This window comes from Rhodococcus sp. BUPNP1 (assembly GCF_002215235.1).
GTDB lineage: Bacteria > Actinomycetota > Actinomycetes > Mycobacteriales > Mycobacteriaceae > Rhodococcus.
In genome coordinates this window covers 86,396-107,472 of the sequence record NZ_NERM01000017.1, presented here as the reverse complement: position 1 = coordinate 107,472, position 21,077 = coordinate 86,396, and the positions used below count along the sequence as shown (strand labels likewise).

Annotated in this window: 14 protein-coding genes and 2 pseudogenes; 5 read left to right on the top strand and 11 right to left on the bottom strand. The window is 62.2% G+C overall.

Annotated features, from left to right (window positions below; genetic code table 11):
- Positions 1–124: 124 nt before the first annotated feature.
- A pseudogene (locus B9C99_RS26170) lies at positions 125–394 on the bottom strand (transposase); the annotation flags it as partial.
- 81 nt (positions 395–475) lie between these two features.
- Between B9C99_RS26170 and B9C99_RS17815 the strand changes: the two are divergent.
- Positions 476–1,541 (top strand): annotated as a pseudogene (locus B9C99_RS17815) (IS1634 family transposase); the annotation flags it as partial.
- Between the two features lie 256 nt (positions 1,542–1,797).
- Here B9C99_RS17815 and B9C99_RS17810 read toward each other — a convergent pair.
- The 5 genes from B9C99_RS17810 to B9C99_RS17795 form a co-directional block, all read right to left on the bottom strand.
- Complete coding sequence (locus tag B9C99_RS17810; RefSeq protein ID WP_088898774.1) at positions 1,798–2,853, bottom strand: restriction endonuclease; 1,056 nt, start codon at positions 2,851–2,853, stop codon at positions 1,798–1,800.
- 107 nt (positions 2,854–2,960) lie between these two features.
- A complete protein-coding gene (locus B9C99_RS26285) occupies positions 2,961–3,404 on the bottom strand; it encodes a DUF3761 domain-containing protein (protein WP_301179094.1) in 444 nt (147 codons plus the stop codon).
- Positions 3,401–3,772 (bottom strand): HNH endonuclease family protein, encoded by a 372-nt coding sequence (locus B9C99_RS26160; protein WP_253250118.1) that lies wholly within the window; start codon positions 3,770–3,772, stop codon positions 3,401–3,403. Before B9C99_RS26160 ends, B9C99_RS26285 begins: the two co-directional genes overlap by 4 nt.
- A gap of 734 nt (positions 3,773–4,506) precedes the next feature.
- Entirely contained in the window at positions 4,507–5,277 is a 771-nt protein-coding gene (locus B9C99_RS17800; protein ID WP_088898772.1) for a replication protein, read from the bottom strand.
- A gap of 231 nt (positions 5,278–5,508) precedes the next feature.
- Complete coding sequence (locus B9C99_RS17795; protein ID WP_088898771.1) at positions 5,509–11,523, bottom strand: DUF3320 domain-containing protein; 6,015 nt, start codon at positions 11,521–11,523, stop codon at positions 5,509–5,511.
- A 154-nt stretch (positions 11,524–11,677) separates the two neighbouring features.
- Between B9C99_RS17795 and B9C99_RS25635 the strand changes: the two genes are divergently transcribed.
- On the top strand, positions 11,678–13,039 hold the full coding sequence (locus tag B9C99_RS25635) for a hypothetical protein (protein ID WP_143543571.1): 1,362 nt from the start codon (positions 11,678–11,680) through the stop codon (positions 13,037–13,039).
- 48 nt (positions 13,040–13,087) lie between these two features.
- On the opposite strand, the gene B9C99_RS17785 is transcribed toward B9C99_RS25635, so the two are convergent.
- A complete protein-coding gene (locus B9C99_RS17785; RefSeq protein ID WP_088898769.1) occupies positions 13,088–13,612 on the bottom strand; it encodes a hypothetical protein in 525 nt (174 codons plus the stop codon).
- Positions 13,613–14,131: 519 nt separating this feature from the next.
- Here B9C99_RS17785 and B9C99_RS17780 point away from each other — a divergent pair.
- Positions 14,132–14,887: a hypothetical protein gene (locus B9C99_RS17780; protein ID WP_143543570.1), complete on the top strand. Its 756-nt coding sequence runs from the start codon at positions 14,132–14,134 to the stop codon at positions 14,885–14,887.
- Between the two features lie 159 nt (positions 14,888–15,046).
- Here the strand turns inward: B9C99_RS17780 and B9C99_RS25630 are convergent, their stop codons facing one another.
- From B9C99_RS25630 to B9C99_RS17765, 4 genes are all read right to left on the bottom strand, one after another.
- Complete coding sequence (locus B9C99_RS25630; RefSeq protein WP_143543569.1) at positions 15,047–15,424, bottom strand: hypothetical protein; 378 nt, start codon at positions 15,422–15,424, stop codon at positions 15,047–15,049.
- Positions 15,421–16,635, bottom strand: coding sequence for a hypothetical protein (locus B9C99_RS17775; RefSeq protein ID WP_253250117.1), 1,215 nt, complete (start codon positions 16,633–16,635; stop codon positions 15,421–15,423). Before B9C99_RS17775 ends, B9C99_RS25630 begins: the two co-directional genes overlap by 4 nt.
- Before the next feature lie 26 nt (positions 16,636–16,661).
- Positions 16,662–17,231, bottom strand: coding sequence for a hypothetical protein (locus B9C99_RS25910; RefSeq protein ID WP_088898779.1), 570 nt, complete (start codon positions 17,229–17,231; stop codon positions 16,662–16,664).
- Positions 17,232–17,593: 362 nt separating this feature from the next.
- Complete coding sequence (locus tag B9C99_RS17765; RefSeq protein WP_088898767.1) at positions 17,594–19,450, bottom strand: DNA/RNA non-specific endonuclease; 1,857 nt, start codon at positions 19,448–19,450, stop codon at positions 17,594–17,596.
- A gap of 327 nt (positions 19,451–19,777) precedes the next feature.
- Between B9C99_RS17765 and B9C99_RS17760 the strand changes: the two genes are divergently transcribed.
- The gene (locus B9C99_RS17760) at positions 19,778–20,743 is read left to right on the top strand and encodes a serine protease (protein WP_016692133.1); all 966 of its coding nucleotides are present in this window, start codon (positions 19,778–19,780) and stop codon (positions 20,741–20,743) included.
- Positions 20,731–21,000 carry a carboxypeptidase-like regulatory domain-containing protein gene (locus B9C99_RS17755; protein ID WP_016692132.1) on the top strand — a complete coding sequence of 90 codons (270 nt, stop codon included), beginning with the start codon at positions 20,731–20,733 and terminating at the stop codon, positions 20,998–21,000. Before B9C99_RS17760 ends, B9C99_RS17755 begins: the two co-directional genes overlap by 13 nt.
- Positions 21,001–21,077: the final 77 nt, after the last annotated feature.

Genomic DNA, 21,077 nt, shown 5'->3' with positions numbered 1-21,077 from the left:
ACATCAGAGGGCAAATCGATGCCTGAGATCATCAGATGCCAGAAACGCTATCTCGCCCGCGAAGTGTTCACCGCGCTACGACAGGACTACCGAGCTCTGACCACTTGACCTCTATAGGAGCGTCCTTCGCGATCTCCCGCAACGCGTCCTTCTCCAACTCGGCATCTGCGAGCAACCGTTTGAGCCGGCTGTTCTGCTCCCGCAGTTCCTTGAGCTCCTTCGCCGCATCGGCATCCATGCCGCCGTATTGACGACGCCAGTTGTACAGCGTCGCCGCCGACACCTCGAGCGCGGCGGCGATCTCCTCGCCGTTCTTGCCTTCCGCGGCCAACTCGTCGGCCCGGCGCAGCTTGCGCACGATGTCCTCGGCCGAGTGACGTTTGCGTCCCGCCATGATTCCTATCGTCCCTTCTTCGCCCTTACCAGGGCAATCAGGACTCTAGAACAACCCGGATCTACTCACAGGGGACACGCCACCACCTTGTACTTCGAAGCGGAGAAGGAAGACGACCTGCGCAAGGTCGGCTATTCGAGTTATGCCGAGGTCGGCATAACTCGAAGGAACGACGAGTCGACCCGCAGATCGTTGTCGGGCTGCTGGTGGATCGCACCGGTTTGCCGCTCGAGATCGGATGCTACGAGGGCAATTCGGCCGAGACCCACACGATTGTGCCGATCGTGCGACAGTTCCAGGCCCGTCACGACCTCGACGGGGTCGAGATGGTCGTCGCCGCCGACGCCGGGATGCTGTCCGCGTCCAATCTCGCAGCGTTGTACGAGGCCGGGGTGAAGTTCATCGTCGGCTCCCGCGCCACGAAAGCGCCCGGTGATCTAGCCTCCCACTTCCATTGGAACGGCAATGTTTTCACCGATGGGCAGATCATCGACACGATCACACCACGGCACGGCCGCTCCGTGGTCAACAACCGCCGGCGACGAGCCGAGCCCGTCTGGAACGAGAGGGACCATCCGAATGCGTGGCGGGCGATCTGGCAGTACTCGCGCAGCCGCGCCGCCCGGGACGAGAAAACACTCAACGCGCAGGAAGCCCGCGCCCGGGCAGTGGTCGACGGGGACACCGCCCCGAAATCGACGCGGTTCGTGAAGACGACTGCGAAAGGCCGGCGACTGGATACCGCGTCGCTCGAACGAGCCCGGATGCTCGTCGGGCTGAAAGGCTACGTCACCAACCTTCTTGTCTCGCTAATCGATCCGAGTGAAGTCATCGGGAAGTATCACGAGTTGTGGCACGTGGAGCAGTCGTTTCGGATGTCGAAAACGGATCTGCGGGCACGACCGATCTTCCACCGCACCCGCGACGCCACCGAGGCGCACCTGACGGTGTGTTCGCGGCGTTGGCGGTCTCCCGGGTGGTGCAGGACCGCAGCGGTCTCGCGATCGGCAAGGTCGTCAAGCTGTTGCGGCCGCTGCGGTCGGCGACCATCGCGATCAACGGCACCCGACACACGCTCCCGCCGCAGGTCGAGGCCGATATGCAGGTGCTGCTCGATCGGATTTCAGGTACCGAAGCCACGCACTAACGAAATGAGCCAACTCGGGTTAGACATGCACAGATGGGCTGGCATGTATGAAGTCTCACCCGAGTCGATCGAGGCGCGGTTGTACCAATTTGGCAGGGCGATCGGAAACAGTCGCCGAGCAGGGCTCAGTGCTGACGTTTCGCTTTATCGAGAGGGCGCACGCCGGTGACCTTCGAAGCCATCCTCGCCAGGATTGCCGAGCGGTGACTTCTTGCTGCCAGTAAGTGCCTATTGACAGAGGCGAACTCTTTCCCGGTCAGTCCTCCGGATTGCTCAGCATCCAAACCTGTTTCAGTGGTAGCCGGGTTTGGATACCGGAAGGGAGCCGTGCGTAGTTACGCAATACCGCGTCCACCACATCGGCCGCTTCCCACACTCGGATCCGCAGCCGATGGTGTCGCATCTGATCGCGCGCCGGGCGAGTCAGTCCACCCCATGCCACCAGTAGACCTTGATCTGCGCCCTGTGCGGACATCACGCCCTGCAACTGGGACACCACCGGTGCGCCCACCTGTCCGCCCACCTGTCCGCCCGACTTCACCTGCACCAACAAGGTCGGGGTGTCCAGCCCGAGCGGACCGCGTCCTGCGGTAATGTCGACACCACCGTCCGGTCCCGGAGGTGCCATGTCGCATCGAAATCCTTCCGCTTCCAGCACCGCAGTCACGAGACCGGCCAGTTCATGACCGGCGAAGTCCTCACAGATCCGAGTCAGAATCTGGTCTGTGACCACCTGTTCGAAATCCGTGCTCAGCTCCGGAGAATCGACTGAACTGTCCGCCTCGACCGATGTCGCCCCTTGGCTGATCAAGGTAGGCAAGGGCTCGACAGCGCCCGGATCGGTGCCGTAGTCGAGGCGAGCCACAGCGTTGTTCTTGCTGGGGGCAAACACCGTTAACACGCTGCCGAGGATGTAGAGCAGATCCTGCTTGACGGCCGAGCGGGGAAGATCTGTTCGTTGCCAATCAACCGAGACCACGTGACGCATCGCCGGCGAATTGTCGCTGCGATAGCGGTAGCCCTCCGTGACTCTGCCCAAAGCCAGCTGTTTGGTTGTCTTCATCGGCATCACCAGGATATCGCCGGGTGTGATTCGGCCTCGTAGTGCCCATAACTGGGCGACGGCATTTTGGATTCGTCCCTTGCTTTCCCTACTCAGAACGTCGTTGACGACCTTCGCTACTTCGTCGCGGCTGGTGCAATCGGTCAGATCCGGGAGTTCTTCCCATCCGCCACCGGAGCAGGACTGCTCGAGAGCGATCTGATCACGTTCTCCGAGCTTGCCGGATCGCACCACCCATGCTGCTGTCATGCAAGCCACAATAGCTATACCGTGACCGAGCGACTCGATCCGAATCTCTGTGTCCGGGAATCTGTACAGTGCTCAACTGCATGTCCGAGGTCGGCTGCCGAGTGCAATTACAGCCATTCGTCGACACCTCCATGACCCGAGCAAGTGCCGCGTCGATTCTGGCTGAACGAGTACGTGCCATCGGCACAGCGGGCGGATGCTCCAGCCGGAGCTGTGGGCGCCTGGACAGGGCCGGGAATGGAGTTGCCGTTCACATTGACGTAGCTGTTCGCTCCGCAACCGCCGCTGTAACCACTGTCGGGAGCGGGAGCGGGAGCGGGAGCGGGAGCGGGAGCGGAAGCAGGAGCTGGTGCCGGTTCGATCTCGACCGGCGGGGGAGGAGCGACGAACGCAGCCGCCGGCGGAGGTGTGTACTGCTCTGTGGTCGGCGCGGGCTCGGTAGTCGTGGGCGTCGGCGTCGGCGTCGGGGCAATGCCGCCACACGAAAGCAATTCACGCTCGAGCGCTTGGTGTTCCGTGATCGTAGTCCACAGCTGGTAAGCGGCCTTCACCTCGACCTGCCGTGCTGCACACGTGCAGCGGTATCCCTCGTTCGATGGAAACCATGCAGAAGCGTCCCTCTCGTCCTTTTCCGTGCTGACGTTCTGTGCGACCGCCTGAAGGTTACGAGGATCGTTTGCCAGGTCCCGGAGGTCTCGGCATCGAGTTCGTACGCACCCTTCTGCCATGCATCCCTCAACGAGACGACGTGGTCGATGACGACATCGTCGAATGCGACCGAATCACCTGTGTAGACGTCTTCGAGCGTTCCGGTGCGGACTGTGCACACAGACTGCGGATCGAGTGATACGGCCGTCAGATCGCGGCGGAGGATGTCGTTACGCGTGTCGCAGCCGTTGTGGCCACCGTCGACTGCCACGTCGTCGGACCATTCTTCACCGAAACGAGAGAGATCGAACTGCGTGGAAGGTGCTTCATCGCGGACGCTGATCGTTGCAAGAGTCTTCAGCGCTTGCGTTGCGCCATCGCTGTCGACTAACTCGAAACTGGCCGGTGCCGGTAGCGGCTCCGGTGGCGGCGTCGTCGTAGTCGATGTGGAGGAGGAGATCGGTGCTGCAATAGCGGAAGTCTGCTCGGTAGTGGCGTTTCCGGCTCAGGTTCGGGATCTGGGGCAGTAGCGCCAGCGAGTATGAAGCTGGGGATGAGGGCCCATGCCGCCCATTTGTAGCGCGCAGGACGTGTGCGGTCCTCGCGCAAGTACATGACGCCGGCAGCGACCGCAAGGAGTCCGAAGACTGCATGCCCCACGCTCCTGCGAAGACGGTCAACGCAAACATCGCGCCGAACACGATCGCGATTACAGCAATGAGCTTTCCCAGGCGAGTGCGTGCTCCCCGGTCACGTTGGGGCGTTCGGGAGGGATTCGTCGACATGGTTACACCTGCTCGACGCGGAAGCAGGGATGGATGACCGCGGCCAGAATGGCATGCGCGAGGGTGGAGTAGAGCATGTGTATACCAATTCATAGGGGCCGGCAATGGACGCCGAACCGGTGCACTTGTTTGTTTCGGCGGCAGTGTGAAATCCGTTACGGCATATCCGAAAAGACTGAAATTCTGTTTCTCAGAGGTGATCCAACGGGTGTAAGCCTGCTTACGCGACGCGATCGCCGCGGCACCGGCACTTCACCGCACGCCCGTACTCGTCGTCCGGTAACCATCCGTACTCGTCGCAGGCGTCGCACTTCTCCGGGACGCTGCGTGGGACGGTCAATTCTTGCCACATCCGCACCCACGCTTGTGCGTACTTCATGGGGTTCTCCGGACGATGGACTGCCCTGGCTGCTGCGACCAGCTTCGCGGTGCCGTGGGTGTCGATCAGATTCTCGATTGCAGTTGCCGCCTCAGGCTTGAGGTACGCGAATGTCGCCATCAATCCCGCTTGCTTGCAGGCCGCTGCCAGGCCTGCCACGGCTGGAGTGAGCGGAGCATTGGACGCCGGCCGGGTGCGGTTGGTTTTCGTTCTTGGATCATCAGTACTGGTAAGAGCGCCTGACATACCGTTATCCGCGTGACCGTGCGTCGGCTTTTCAGGCCCCGGGTCGGTGCGCGGCTCCTCATAAATCGTTTGAATAGTGATCCACTGCCCGCGCTCGTTCTGGATCTTCTCTCGGATCAAGTAGCCAAGCTCAGCCAGCTCTCGGAGGGCGGAGCGTATGGCGTCTCGTCCCTCCTTCGGTGACTGGCCGGCTATCGCGTCGGATCGAGTACGCCAGTCGTCCGGCTTCGACAAGAGCCAGATGAGCACGCCACGGGCGCGGAAGGACAAGCGCTCGTCGTTGATGACGGCATTGCTGAGGATCGTGAAGTTGCTGGCGAGGCGCGGTCCACGACGCACGCCGCCAGCCAGGGTATTCTGGCCCACGTTCGACTCCTACTTAGTCGGACATCCGGCCCGTCGGGAGTTGCCGCTCCTGGCGGGCCTTCTTCACTTGTGACGCCACGCGGGTCGGTGACGATCTTGGAATCTTGGCATCGAACGATGATCAGCGCAAGGAGAATCCTCGACATCGTTGTTGCCCAATGTTTTTGGCGCACGACGAGAGTGTCGCAGTTCCGGACGGTCGATGCCGAGTATGGGTGTTGTCGGACGCAGTCAGATACCGGATCGGATCACCGGCCCCAGCTGAATCAAGCGCCCGCTCCTGAGACCGAGATTGAGGCACTCCTCCAGGCGCTCACGGGTGGGACCCGTAAGGCGCCGTTGGTTGAAGATGGCCAACGTTTCCCGGATCAGTGCTTCGACGTCCAGTTCTCGGCCCTCGCAGGTGGCGTGCATCGCGTTGAGGATTTCCTCGGGCGCGATTTCGCTGACCGGGCGGGTCACCTCGTCGGGTGTAGTACGGAACCCGCGCCAATTGGTCCTGTCGATCTGGCGAGGCCATACGAAAGATCCGAGAGAAGTCGTTTCGATCAACTCACTAGGCACACAATCGATTACGAAATCCCTGCGCGCTGCGGACACCCGGTCGAACCCGAATCGTCTCGCGACGTCCCGGGCCAACCGCTCCAGGAGGATCGGTCCTTCGATTTCCACCGTCTCGCGTACGGCGTCGGTGATGATTTGCCGTACCGACGTGGAGTGGACACGGTCGAGGTCGTCGCGCTCCCCGAGCGGAGTGGTCGGCGCACAGCTGTAGGTAATGCCGCGACCATGCCAGTCGCGTTCGGCGGAGGACGACGCCGGAGCTTCGTCGAAGTGGATCGTGGGGGTGGTAGTCGCCGCGACTCCTGCGACGAATTCGTGCCGCTCCTCCGGGGCAGTGTCGGGCACGCGCACCTGCTCGGACTCATCCTTCGCGAAGGAGAGATCGGCCAACACCTCCAGGTTCTCGACGACGAGCTCCTCCGGGGTGCGTGCTTCTGCCTCCGCGATCGCGATGGCGCGTGCCTCCGCTTCCTTGGCGAGCTGTTCTTCGTACTGTCGCCGGCGTTCACGCGCTGTGTCGACAGCAGCATCGATACGGTCGAGGACCGCCCCGGGATTCTCGATCCACTCGGGAAGCCACACACGCACCGACGAACCCCAGTGCATCAGAGTTTCGAGCAATCGGGGGGTGAGGTCGCGGTCGGACACGGTCGGGCGGCCGGCCCAACGCGGACCGTCCAGCATCACTGCGACCTGCCAATGATCGGAACCGGGCTCTCGCACAACGATGTCTAGAACGAACTCGGACAGGCCGTAGTTCGTGGTGACCTCGTACCCGCGGTCGGCGAGGGCCGTGCGGATGCTTCGCTGGACGGCATCGACGTTGTCGTTCGTCGTCACAGACGGGTTGGGAGCCACCCTCTGCGCTGCCATCTCCAGATACCCACGCAGATGCGCGAGCCCCACAGACTTCGTGCGCGACAGATCGATATCGGACGGTTCGAACGACGTGAAGATCACGACCTTCCGACGGGCACGCGTGATGGCGACATTGAAGCGCTTCTCGCCACCCGCCCGGCTCAAAGGACCGAACTGGAGGGGCAGCTGGGACTCACCCGGCTTCTTCGAGAACGCCGTTGTGAAGAGGATGACGTCGCGCTCGTCGCCCTGGACGTTCTCGAGGTTCTTGACAAAGATGCCCTCTTCCTTGTCAGGACGAAGCTGCTCGCGGACGAGGGGGTCGTCGCATGCCTCCAAGAGGTCCTGGACGAGAACGCGCTGCTGGAGGTTGAAGGTGACGACGCCGATGCTCTGGCCGGCCAGGCGCGGGGTGGCGAGCCGGGTGCGGATCTCCTCGACGATGGCTTCTGCCTCGACGCGGTTCGTGCGGTACCCGTCCTTGCGGTTCTCACGGTTGAAGTGACCGTCGACGCGTCGCCACTCGACACCCGCCGTGTCGTCCCCTCCGGGCGACGGAAGGCTGGCGAGGCGACCTTCGTAGTACTTCTGGTTGGAGAAGTTGATGAGCGTCTCGTCCTGACTGCGGTAATGCCACGACAACCACAGACGTGGAACTCCGGACTCGACGCACTCGGTGAGAATGCTCTCGAGATCCTCCGGTGCGATCGTCCCGTCCTCGTCCGCCTCATCATCGTCGACCGCACTGACCTGACCGAACGTCGATGGAGGCATCTGCTGCGAGTCGCCGACGATGACGGCTGCGCGACCCCGGCCGAGAGCACCGATGGCCTGGGCGACAGTCACCTGAGAAGCCTCGTCGAACACGACCAGGTCGAATGTCGCCGAACCCGGCGGGATGAACTGAGCCAACGACGTCGGACTGACGAAGACACAGGGCGTCGTCGCCAGGATGTGGTGTGCATACCGTGCCATGAGGTTGCGGAAGGATGCGCCGCCGCGTTTGCGTTCGAGCGCGCGACGGAGTTCACCGACTTCACCCTGGAGCGCACCGGCCTGGAACGGACGACGGGACAGCAACGCGGCTGGCAACGCTTTGACCTGCTCGCCGCGAAGTGCGTCTGCACTACGCGCGAAGTCCGAGATCTCACCGTCGCGCAGGGTAGGGGTGAAGTTGATGACCCCGGTGGCGCGACGCCGCTCGTCGAGCGAAGCACGTGCTGCGCCACGAATGAAAGCGACCGGCGCATCGGCCGCAAGAATCTGGCCGGTGAGAAGGGCTTCGACGAAGTCGTGCAGCTCGGCGCGACGCAACGGTTCGAGATATGCGGACATGCGTGACCACGCGAAGAATCGCTGAGAACCGCCGTACTGCGCCTCTTCTCGCACGACGAGACTGTCGCGTTGCCATGCAGTGAGCCAGTGGTCGCCATTCGTCCAACGTGCTACGTCGGCATCAGTGGTCCCGAGGCACGAACGCAAGCTCGCCCACGCGCCGCCCGCTTCGTCGAGCACGCGGATTTCGTGATCCGTCAGGAATCCGGCGGATTCGAGCTCTTTCCACAATCCCGGCGTTTCGTCGACGAAACGGATTGTGTCGTCGATGTATTCGAAGATCGGCCGTAACTCGTCGGTGCATGTGGGAGCGAGCGGATTCCAGGCGGGCGGAGCGAACGGCCCGAGGAGATCGCGGACGGTTGTACGGAGGTGCGTGATCTGTTCGCGGGCCATGGAGATCATCCGCAGCAACGGAAGCACGGCCTGGGGTGAGAGGTCGGCATCCGGGTTGGCGAACGGTGCGAGGCTTCGCTGGAACTGCTCGGCCTTCTTCTTCTTGCCGAAAAGACCCTTGTCACACTCCTCCGCCTCGGCAATGAAGAAGTCGACGTCGCCCGATTCCAGGAACATCGGAATGAAGGTCCGCAACACGGGTGCGCAATTCTGATGTGCGCGGTTGATGTCGACGAACAGTGCTTCGCGTGCAGCAGCGAATTGCGGACTACGCATCCAAGCGAGCGTCGCTGCGTCGGGAACCGGACGGCCGAGCTGGCGACGAGCCTGGGGGAGCAGCGCAATGACGTCCTCGGGCGTTTGCACTCGTTCGAGCATTGTGCGGGTCCGTGGACTCGCCAAAGCCGCATCGATCGCATTTGCGAAGCGAATCACAGCGAGGGAGACGTGCTGGTCTTCGATCCCCTGAGGCACGGACCCGGCAAGCGACCAGGGTGAGCCCGGGCGGATCTCCAACGAATGGGCGGCACGAGAGAAGAGCTCGAGGGTGTCCCGGATGGTGGCCCAAGGCTGAGTCGGTCGCGCGACGTACCAAGTTGGGATCGGAGCGACGGGTCCGTTGCCGACCTCCAGCGTCGCCTCGAAGGCACGCCACAACGAATGGTCGATGCCGTTGCGGCTGTGGATCTTGTGGGGATAGTCGGCGAGGGGCGCCAGCCTAGACCTGAATTCGGCAACCTTCGCGTCCCAGTTGTGGGAGTTGTAGTAGATGTTGTTGTCGATCGCGGCTTTGAGCTGTTCGCGAATTGCACTCGGGCTCTGGCTCTTGCCGTGCAAGTCGAGTGCAAAGTTGCTCAGACCGACCTTCGACAGGCGCTTCTTGACCACGTCGAGTGCGGCCTGCTTCTCTGCCACGAACAGGACGGTCTTACCGCGTTCGAGCGCGTGCGCGATGAGATTGGTGATGGTCTGGGACTTGCCGGTCCCGGGAGGGCCTTCGATGACGAACGTGCGGCCGGATGCAGCCAACGCAACTGCTCGTAGTTGCGAGCCGTCCGCGGGGATGGGGACCGGGACGGACGCCTCGTCCACCTCCACACTGTCGAGGCTCTCGTTGCCGTGCGGATCACGGAACGACTCGCCGGCGTGGTGCGTGAGGTGCCGGACGATCGGACTCTGCTCGAGGACGTCCCAGTGCTCGTTGAGGTCCTTCCACATTCCGAAGGTGCCGAACTGACAGATTGCTACTGTGGCAACCTCGTCGACCCGCAGGTCGATGTTGTTCTCGACGAGAGCTGCTCGGATACCGCGAAGCGCGTGAACGATGTCGAGGCCGCTGTCGTCCAGCTTCGGGGACTCGAGAGCTTCGATCGACACATTGTGCTTGAGGCGAAGCCACTCTACGAGGCAATAGTTGGGAGTCGCGACCTCGGTGGTGTCGACGGTGATCTGGAACGGCTTCCGTCCGGTGCCGCCGACGATACGGATGGGCAACAAGAAGAGGGGAGCGCGAGCCTCCGCGCCGGTCGATGTGCGGTGAATGAGTGCGCCGAGCGTCAGATAGAGATTGGACCTACCCGTCTCTTCGAGCATGGTGCGTGCCGTGCGAGCGAGTTCCTTGAACCGCTTGGCGTACAGATCACGCGAAACCGCGCCGTACAGCCGTCGGTCGTCCGCGAGATAGGACAGGAGTACATCGGATGCGATCTCCGAGGCTCGCCGCGCGCCCTGCAATTCGTGGATTGACGCCAAATCATCGTTGGGAGTGAGAGTGATCGAGTCGCCGGAGTGAATGATGTCGTCGAGAAGCGGGAGTCCGTCCTGAGGTACATGGAGGTCGATGACCTGCGCGGACGGCTTCAAGTTCAAGAGGCGATTTCGAGTGCTTAGATCGAGCAGAGCGCGCTTCCACTTCCGAACTCTCGCGGGCGCGTGGTCCGTGGTGTCGAGGACGACATCGTCGGTATTGCCGCGGGCCTTCAGTTCGTCGGGTAGCGCGAGGACGACGTCGTGAAGGTCGGCTTGCCGGGGTTGAGCCGTGGGCACAACGTCGTTGCCGGAAAGCAGCGGACGGATACCGCTCTTCCTGGCAGCGACGACATCGACGACACCACATAGGGTGTCGGGAGACGCGAAGTGCTCCCGAGCACGCCTCATCGCCCCCTTGAAGTCTCCGACATCGGTCTGGTTGTAGTAGACGGCTTCCACGGCGATGGCTTTGCCGGACTCGACGAGATTGATGAGAGCGTTCGGCTCCAGGATCGTCGGGAACGGAAGCGACGCATCCTCGGTCAAGAACCCGGTGAAGGCATGACCGGTGACGAGCCAGAGCAAAGGACGGAGTCCGGCTGCTTCGAGGCATGCGGCGTAGGTAACCGCCAGGTCGATGCAGGTGCCGAAACTCTGGTCGAGAACCTGAGCCGTGGTGCGAACCTTCTGTCCGGTTTCTTCGAATGACGCAGGAGGATCGATGTATCGGATCCCTCGGGATCGCAGCGATTCGTAAATGGCAGTGGCGATGAGCGCGGCCCGTTCCGGACCGTTCTGATATCCCTCCAGTGACGAACTGCCGGTGTTCGTGCGCAGCAGTTCGGCTGCATCGCTGAGGACCGACTGCACAGCCGATGTGTTGGGCTGGACGAACGCGGTCAGAGAGTCGTAGCAGATCGGCGCGTTGAACCACTCGTTGTGCGCAAGGACCTGAATCGGCATCGTCAGGTTGACATCCGTCGCCCACATCGTCGACACCGTGACTGCAATGGTCGCGGGATGAGATTCGTTCAGTGCACGCAGATAGGAAATTGCAGGGACGAGGTCCGAGAAGTCATCCCAGTAGGCGTCGCCGCCATCGGGCAGTTCGCCTTCGTATGTGCGAGTCCAAGTCGGCGCAAGTTCTTCACCGTTGCCGAACAGCCGGACTGTGACGGTGGTGTCGACGGCCGGCCGGCCGGACGAGTTCGTGACGCGAAGACTCGAAACCAACGGGACGGAGTTGTGAACCAGTGCCAGGTTGACCGCCGGCTGGGCAAGTAGCTGGACCACGAGTCCGGACTGCTCGACCGTCTTGTTTCGCCACAACGACTCGTGTCTCACTGCTTCACTCCAACTCTTCTGCGAACAAGCAGACGTATATCAGCCGGAACCGACTCATCGCCCACTCGCCCCTATCGGTGCGGAGCTTCCGAATGTGACATGCGGCAGTTGAGGCTGGCCAAGTGGTCACCGGAGGCGTGCATAGTCTTCCGCCATGACCGGAGCGCACGGCGATGACATCCTGCTACCCAAGCGTCGTGTGTACGCCGCAGAAACATGGGAGGAGCGGCAACGGGACGCCTGGTCCTCGTTCGCGAGCTGGCTCCGAGAGGAAATCTGGGACCTCGAGGGTTCCGCGTCGGTTGTGCTCGAAGCGGAACTCGGTGTGCGAACGGTAGGAGTTGAGATCGAGTCGCGGTCGGGTAGACCGTCGCGTGTAGCTGTGCCCGCCCGGTTACTCACTGAGCAAGAACTCGAGAGAATCCGTGATTTGTCCCGGTGGGAAGAAAAGTCGGTACGAACGTCGATTCCTGCTCCAGGGGAGTCTGTCGAATTTCGTTTGAAATCGGCCAGTGGAGCTTTCGGCGTTCGTGATCTGGCGGAACTCTTCGAGCGTGTATTCGTGCTTTCGCATCCCAACGGCACGTCGGCCAAAATCATCGATCATACGACCGGGCGTGTTCGTACTCGTCGATTCGAACACCGCACCGTTCCGCTGGGTCGGGAGACTCGTCAATACTCACTCATGACGGAGAGTGAATTGAACACCGCTGTCATCGTGCAGGACCGAGGTGAGCTCGGGAAACTGGTATTTCGTTCGCTGAAAAGGATGTTCGATGACAGGGTGAGATTGGTGCGACCCGAGTCCTGGGAGATTCCCCTCGGGTCGCAGATGGTGCGGGTGATGGTCGGTCCATCGTATCCTCGAGTCCTGGTCATCGTGCCGAAGATGGCTCGCCCGTTCGGTTTTGCGGAGTTTCCCGAACGGCGAGTGGAGATGTTGGTCAGAACCTCGTACCTGCGTTTCGTCGACGACGGACAACATCTGTCCGTCGTGATCGACATCCCAGCTCATCCTTTCGTGCCGCGACATCTGGACGACGCGATCGCGCAACTGCAGGACTTCATCAACCGCTGCAAAACGGAATACGGTGCGGGGGAAGAGGGTCGGACGAGGTACCAGGCCATTTATCAGGACGGGTCTCCGAAAGTTGCGCAGAAAACGGGCGAGGACGATGAGGGCGAATCCCTACCACCCGCACTCTCGGCTCTGATCCACCTCGACGAAGATGGAACGAAAGTGCTCGAGCCCGTCAAAGTCGCGCACATATGCAACCACGACCGTGATGCCATCCTGGAGTACCTCCGCCTGGTGAAGGAACAAGAATTGGAATGGTCGGCGTCTGCTGACGAGGCAACCGCCTCCGGAGAAACCGAGGAAGCTGCGTCATGCAACCACGAGGCGGCGGCCTGGGCAAACACCTACCAACGCCTGCGAGCAGCCCTCGAGGTCACGGTGCTCCCCGGGAGCGGAGGAGCTTGCGAGGACTGCGCCGCAAAGGTCGACAACTCGTAGAGGCGCGTGCAACCGTGACGGGTCGGGTGCCGGCTACTCGCTCATCCGTCATTCGCAGTAGTCACAGCGCCCGCTGCTGGGAAGGACGGTGTGATGTTCCGGGCACAGTTCGACCTTCTCGGGACGAGCTGCCGCAGCCTTACGCGCTGCCGCTTCGCGTGATGCGGTGACCTGGGGTGGAAGCGTAGGCGTGCCCCCATTAGAGGGCAGATCGGTGCTGTATGCGCGGTAGCACTTGAGGCGGGCTTCGGCAGCGTGGTGATCGAGATCGTCGGGGATGGGCTCACCTGCCGTCTCGAGGACGAAGCGGTACCCGTCGCCGACGGTCTGGTTCTGGGTGACGCACAGAGAGGTGAGTGGCGGCTCGTCCCTGCGCGCACATTCTTCGACGACGACTGCCAGGACCTTGCCGATCCAATTGCGCATCTGCGACTTCGTTCGGATTCCGGAGATCTCCTGGACCTTCTCGGCCAGCTCCTTGTAGGTGACGAAGTCGTTGTAGCGGGTAGCGGTCTCGAGCAGGACGTCGTGTGCGACCGTTCCCCACTCTGCGATCGCGTCTCGGAAGGACACGGCAGATCCATCGGACACTCGCCAGGTACCCGGCGTCGTCGTAGCCGGCTCAGGATGACCGATCGTGTCGCCACTCGCGGGTTTGTCGACTGCAGGACTTGTGTCCGAGGCGCCGCGTGGTGTGTAAACGCTCGTGGCGAAGCCGCACTTGCGGAGTTGAGCCAAAGCGTAATGGGTGTTGAATTCGGAGCGCGGCTGTCCGCTGATCAGGTGATACGCCTGCTTCGGAGGGTAGAGAACTCCATCGATGTCGGCCCAATGCTCCTGAAGAGGTTCGGGCGCGTTCTTCCGGATCAGTGCGGCTGCAGCCGCAGTGTCGAAATCGGGCGTATCGTTCATGTGGCTCATTAGAGCGTGCGGCGCCGACAGTCGAGGAATCGGGTCCATTGGTGGCCACGCGTTCCGGGCCGAACCATGGGTCGGATCCTTGGCGCCGGCGAATGCGGAATCCGCGATGGAGCATCGGCTCCTCTTCGGCTATTCTGCTGGCGGTCAATTCAATTCAGGCAAAGGGGCACCTTGAACGCCGACAATCGCGTACTGGAATCAATCATCCACTGCGATATTCTGGCGCGCTGCAAAGCCGGTGAAGACCTGCCGTGCTCGAAGATCGTTTCCGTCCAGGACGTGCCGCTACGAGAGCATCAGGTCCCCGAACCGTGGACAGGGCACCTAGAGAAAGCTCGCATGGTTTTCATCAGCAGCAACCCCTCGATCGATCCACTCGAGGCGTACCCGCGCTGGGGAGACGACATCGCCGAATCCGTTCGCTATTTCACCGATCGATTCGATGGCGGTGAGGGGCAGATCCTGAATGGCGTCCGCAGCCCGCTACCCGCAGGTGGCTGGTCCACAGGCGTTGTTCGATTCTGGGCATCGGTCCGCCAGCGGGCGTTCGAAATGATTCCTGACGCCATCCCTGGTGTCGACTACGCGCTCACCGAAGTCGTGCACTGTAAGAGCAAGAATGAGATCGGTGTTGCCGAGGCGCGTCACACATGTGCGACGAAATACCTCCCGCAGGTGTTGTCCGCCGCGTCAGAAGCTCGGGTCTTTGCAGTCATCGGTGTGCACGCGGCTCGGGAGGTCTCACAATTGTTCGACCTGGGTCTCGGCGGAGAGCACCGATACGCCGAACACGTTCACGACGGCCGTCCCCGAGCGTTCGTCTATCTCGACCATCCGTCGAGCGGCGGCAAGAAGAAGCGATTCGCGACGGCCCTGACACCGGAGCAGCTCGATCGGCTACGCGCTGGGTTCGCGGTCACCACCTGACGCTGCGCGATGTCCTGGCCGTCGATGCTGACGCGACGACGACTTGCGTGGTTCCAGCCCCGCGATCCGGGGCTGGAACCACACAAATCAGGCGGAGCTGCACCACCTCGCAATCCGCGTCCGCCGGGTATTTCTACATCGATTGCACGTGATCGTCGATCATCGCTGCCAAGGAATTCTGTATGGCTCTGGCTCGTCCTCGACCGGCCTTGCATCAGATGGCTGATAATCCCAACACCAGCGGTAGTGCTTCGATGTCTTCAGTTCGGTCACCTCCGGTGGGAGAGTGCGAAGGATCCGTTCGATGTCGTGCCACTCGGCTGTGCCTGCGTCGACGCGGGACGCGAAGGCTCGAAGCGAGTCGGAGGCGGTATCGGTTCCTGCGAGCCGGCTCATCAGTGCTTCGTCGACGTCTATCCGCGTATCCCAGTCACCGTTGGACACATGGTCTGCACGGATGCGATGGGTGTCGAGGCTGTATGCAGCGTCCTGGATCCTGCGGACGGCTGCTTCCAGGTGGAAGGGGACATCTCTCATACGGCATCCGCCCAGGGGTCATCGCCGACGACATAGCCGGACTTGGGGGCGTTGTATGTATCGCCTGCATCGGCCACGCTGGTGATGTCCATGGCCAGTTCGGCCTTGGTCTTGGTGTCGTTGTAAGCGTCGGTTATCGGTGCAAGCTTCTCTTCGAACTTCTCGTTGAGATAGCCGGACGGAGATGCCATCGCCGCAAGGAATCCTTCGAGCGCCTCCACTATCTCCCGCACGCTATTGACGAGATCATCGATCTGCGAAGCCGCTTGTTTGATGATCTCGACGATGGCGTTCACCTGGATGTACGTGCCTACCCAGGGAATCTTCTTGACGGCGAACTTCAATGCCTGGGTGGTGTTCTCGAGTGAGACTTCCTCTTCCAGCATCGTGGCGAGTCGCTGAACCCCGCTGATCGCCGCCTGCCTGACCTTATCGGAGGTGAAGAAGCACATCTCTTTCGCTACTCGGCCTACCGGGCCTTCCCACTCCATAGCTGCTGCTTGGCGTTCAGCGTGTTCGGTGAAGCTCTGAGCGGCCGCACCGTCCCAATGCGGATCGAGCTGTTCATAGCCGGCGCGGACGTTGGAACCACACGTTTCCATGCCTTCCGCTGCGATGCGATATGCGTCGCCGATACGCTTCAGTTCGTTCCAGTTTCCCGTCAAAGGCTCCACGAACTGCAGGAGCGGACTCCATCCCGTTGCAGCGTGAATGGCGTCGTCTACATCTCCGAGCCAACCTGCTGCGTCCGCGATGACCTGCCGAATATCCTCGGCTCCTACTTCGGGCAGCGAAAGGTCTACTTCCTCGGCCTTCCGGTAGGTTTCCGGGTCCATGAACGGAGCCGCGGGGCCGGGCGCCCGCGTGTACGAGTCGTAGTGGGTGTCGATCAGCTCTTCGAACAGTATGTTCGCGTTGAGAGCGTCGTACGTTCTGGCGTCCTGGTCGGCGTACATCCATGCAGCTCGATTCAGTTCCATACCTGTCGTTCTCGTCACCGCTGTCAACTCTTCGTACCGTGCCGACATGAAATCGGCGGTAGCGGCCAAAGGGTCGCTCAGCAGTGCGAGCACCCCAGCCCCTAGCCCCTGCTGAACACTGCATTCCGCACGTATGTAGTCGGTGGAGGCCGATGCATCGTCTGCAATCTGTTCGAACAGCACAGCCGCCCCGGCTACTTCTTCGGGAATGACATCAAAGTCTTCGCGCATGTGGCGCTGCTCCTCGCTGGCTCGGGTTACGTGGGGCGGAGGGTCGCAATGATTTCGTCTGCAACATCAGCGTCGTACGCGCCATCTATGCCTTGATGCACCTCGACCATCAGCACCATGGTTTCTGCAGTCGCGTATCCCGGTGTCGCAACAATGTCGAATCGAGCCGATTCGGGGTCGCACTCGCTGATCTGTGGGATGTCCGTGATATGGGCGGAGAGTCGGACGGATGGCCGGCCGGCCACCTCGAACCACACAGGTTCGGCGTACTCGACCGTCGGCAGTGTGCCCGCGTCGTCATCGAAGATCCACTCGACAGCTCGAATCTCCTTCGACGCGACCGCGAGAAGGTCGAGGTCCCGTGAACCTGCGGCACCCGACATCGCCAGTTGAGCGCCGTCGTTCTCCGAGCAGTAACCTTCGCCGAAATGCCCGATTGCCCCGAAGCTCGCCCGGTCGTCCTTGTTCGACCACCCAGCGATAGAGCGGTAGTCATTGGTCCAGTCCGCAGGAATGTCGTATGTGAGACCGTATCTGGTGCTGATCGGTTGCGGACCGCCCGGCGCGGCGGTCATTTGAGGCGGCGGACGCAACATGGAGGGGAACCCCTCCGGCAATGGCGGGGGAGAGGTTCGTGGGCCTGCTTGTGTCGATGGCGCGGATGTGGTCGGTACCAAGGTCGGTGCTGATGGAACTTCGGGACCCAGAAGCGAGGACACTCGAGGAAGGAGTAACAGCGCCGTGATTCCGCCAACTATCGGCAGTACCTTGCGCAGCAGAACTAACTTCACGTGCCCCCCTTCGAGTTGATCTCGACCCCCTCGAGATCAGCGCGGAGACTGTAACAGGCGCAACTTGACGCGCTGAACCGAGGTTCGCTCGCGCTACACGCGGGGCGAGCCTTGGTTCAGCGCGCGAGAGTTATAAAGACGCAACCGTTCTCACGTCCATACGAGCGTCACCAGTGGATGACGGCCACCGAAAATAGTGGCTCGGCGATCGCCTCCACCGCGACCTGCAGATCCGCATCATGCAAGGCCTGCGGAAACCGCAGCAGTGCGCGCTGTTCGATCTCGGTCAGTGGCACCTGGAATACCCGGAACTCGTCGAGATCGAGCACCTCGAGCTGGTCGAGGTTCTGGCTCAGCAGGAAGCCTCGGGCCTTGAGCTCGCCGTTCTGCACGAACACGAGCACTTTCCAGAACTCGCGGGGGATCTTCACCCTCCTGAACTCACGGTCGTCGTCCGCGAACACCGGGCCGCCGAACGCCGACACCTTCAGGTCGTCGACGTCTACATCAGCGAAGACGGCGTCCTCGAGCCTGCCCCAGACGCCGTCGCGGGCGCTCTGGTTGAAGTCGTCCATCTGCGGGGTGATGTTGGTGTAGAAGAACGAGTCGGTGTTCGCCTTCTTCGCCTCGCTCGTGCTGCCCCACAGCAGGTCGGCCCGTCGTGCGAGGTGGCCGCGATCGAGTCGGTTCGCTCGATACAGCTCGTTGCCGACCTGGGCGTCCGCCGCCAGACGTGGATCCTTGACGAAGTCGATGTTCTTGCGACTGAGTTTCTTCATGGATCCGCCGTCGATGTTCCACGCCACCCAGGCCGCGAACCGGCGCGACTTCCGCATCGCCAGCGAGAAGTGCGTGTAGTGCAGCACCTCGGACCCGTCGTTCGCCTTCGCGATGTCGGGCTTCACCTCGGCCGTCACGTCGGGAAGTGGGACGGGCGTCGACAGGAAGTTCGGGTCGTAACCGACGGCCGCGACCGCCTCTTCCGAGGCCGGCGGGGTGAGAGTTACACCCAGCTTCTCGAAGACGGACTGCGGCAGGCACGCCAACGCGTGCTCGTCGGAGCTACCGTTGGCCTCCCCGGCGAAGTGCAGCCCGGCCAGGACGGTGGTCGCCGCGCCGGTTCCGGACCGGAACATCCACGCCGCTCCCGAGTCGCCACCGCTGCTGATCTCACCGTCGGCTGCCGGGTGCTTTGGATCGGGTCCGATCTCGAACCCACCGATGGACTTCGTGCCGACCCCTCGATACGTGATCTTGGCGATCACATCGACACGACGCACCAGACCGTGGGTGATGCCGGTGGTGCGACCGCTCTTGATCACCTTGTCACCGAGCTCGGGTTCTCCGATCGCGTCCGGGACCACGCCGAGCCCGCAGATCTCCGGATCGAACTGCCGATCCTCGACCGTCGCCACGGCACAGTCCCCGGCCGGCCCCAGATGCGACCGTACGAGTCGTCCTACCCGGTTGTCGTTGATGCGATTGTCGTCGTGCGGACCGGGCTGGACGATCGTGTCACCCACCCGACCCGTCTCGTTGTGCAGAACGTGCCAATTACTGAGCATGTACGGGGTGTGGTTGTCGATGTCGTAGACGATGCATCCGATCGTCCCGGCACTGACACTCGTGTGCCCGACGCTCACACCCGGGACGATCGGATCCAGTCGCGTCTTCCGGGGCGGCGTCGTTGCTTCCGGGACGCGATGGAATGCGGGTTCGTACGACCTCTCGATCACATCGGTCGGAACCTCCACACCGTTCACGGTGATGCTCTCGGGAAGCGGGGAGGTACCCAATGCTTCGAGAGCCTCGGGCTCCGATACCTTCTCGTTCACCGTGAACTGCACGGCGAGCTCGTCGGTGGGCTTGCCGTCCACGTGTTTGTAACCGACGCCGACGGACGAGACGTTCGGATCATCGAGGTAATCGGCGCCCTTGGTGCGGATGAACTTCCGCAGAGCGACGGCGAGGTCGTCCTTTCCGGAGCGGGGTGTGCGTCCGTTTCCGCGATTCTTTGCAGGCATCCTGGATCCCCTTTCGACACGGCGCTGAAATGGAGTGCGGCGCCGTCGGCACGCCCCAATCGTCGCGGTGATTCCCGGGGACTACACGAGTAGGGCGCTACCCGAAATGACTGGCGACGTCACCCGCACACGGGAGTACGGTGATTCCGTACTCGGACGATTGCCCGAGTACGACAGCAGGATCCGACCTCGCGACGTCTACTCGATTCGAGAGCCCCTCGGCCACCCGAATCCGCGTAGTAGGGCACTCGTGCGGTCGGCGCTGTTCGCTTCCATTCTCGACACGAGTCCGAGTGACACTCTCGGTCGAATTCGGAAGGAAGAACAATGACCCTTACATTCAACGGTGCCGTCGTCGTGACCGATGCTGCGGAAGAGACCTCGCCACTGGATCTCGTCGCCGCCGAGACGGTACTCGAGCAATCACCCCCATCCACCGGATCCGATTCGGGAGTGATCGATCGGACCTTGTCCGGCGTAGAGGTGCTCACCGACTATGCGGGAACCCCACAACCCCTGGGCACCACACTGGAAGAGCTACTGCGCCGGCAATTGCCGGACGCCGCGGAAGCGACATTCGGTCCGGCAGAGCAAGGCCAGCTGTCTCCCGAGTCCGTGATCGAGACGGACGACCGGGTCCGGATCGTCGATACTGCGGTGTACCCCTGGCGGGTCCACGCGTCACTGCTGATCCAGATGGCGGACGGGTCTTTCGCTTCCGGCACGGGATTCTTCATCGGTCCGCGTACCGTCATCACGGCCGGCCATTGCGTCTTCGTTCAGGGCACCGGCCCCAGTCGCGGGTGGGTACGGTCGGTGACGGTGATGCCGGGACGGAACGGCACGTCTCTGCCTTACGGCTCGGTTGTCGTTGGTGCAGCGGGGATCCGGTCGGTATCGGGTTGGACGAACAGCGGAGATTCGAACTGGGATATCGGCGCACTGATCCTGCCGTCGAACCTCGGCTCGCAGACCGGCTGGCTCGGATTCGCGAACTACAGCGATGCCACCCTCCTGGCGACGACAGCCAACATCGCCGGCTACCCGGGCGACAAGCCGACCGGAACGCAGTGGTACCACTCTCGTCGCATGTCGTCCGTGACGGCGCAGCGGCTCCGCTACGAGGTCGATACCTTCGGTGGTCAGAGCGGTAGCGCGGTGTACAGGTTGGAGAACGGCCAGCGGCACGCCGTCGGTATCCACACCAACGGCGTGTCACCGGGTGTTCCCGTGAATTCGGGTGTGCGGATCACCCAGCCCGTTTTCGACCGGTTGAAAGCGTGGACCGCGTGATCCGAGGAATTGTCCGGTCTGCTGGTGCCCCGGTCCCGTTCGCCCGCGTGATGGTGGAGATGGGACCGGGGCCGATGCCCGACATCGCCATCCTTTCCGGCGCCGACGGGCGATTCGCCGTCGACACACCTTATCGAGGGCCTTATGCGCTGATGATCTACGCGGATGAGTTCCGGCCGGCACATCTCACCGCGGACGTGTCGAACCCTGAGGACTCGGTGGAAGTGGCAGTGGAACTTCACCCCGACTCGCTCTGAGATCCGGATGGCCACCACAAATGCATCGTGCGATGCAAGTGCACTCTTCCCGTTCCGAGTGGGCGCGAGGACATTCG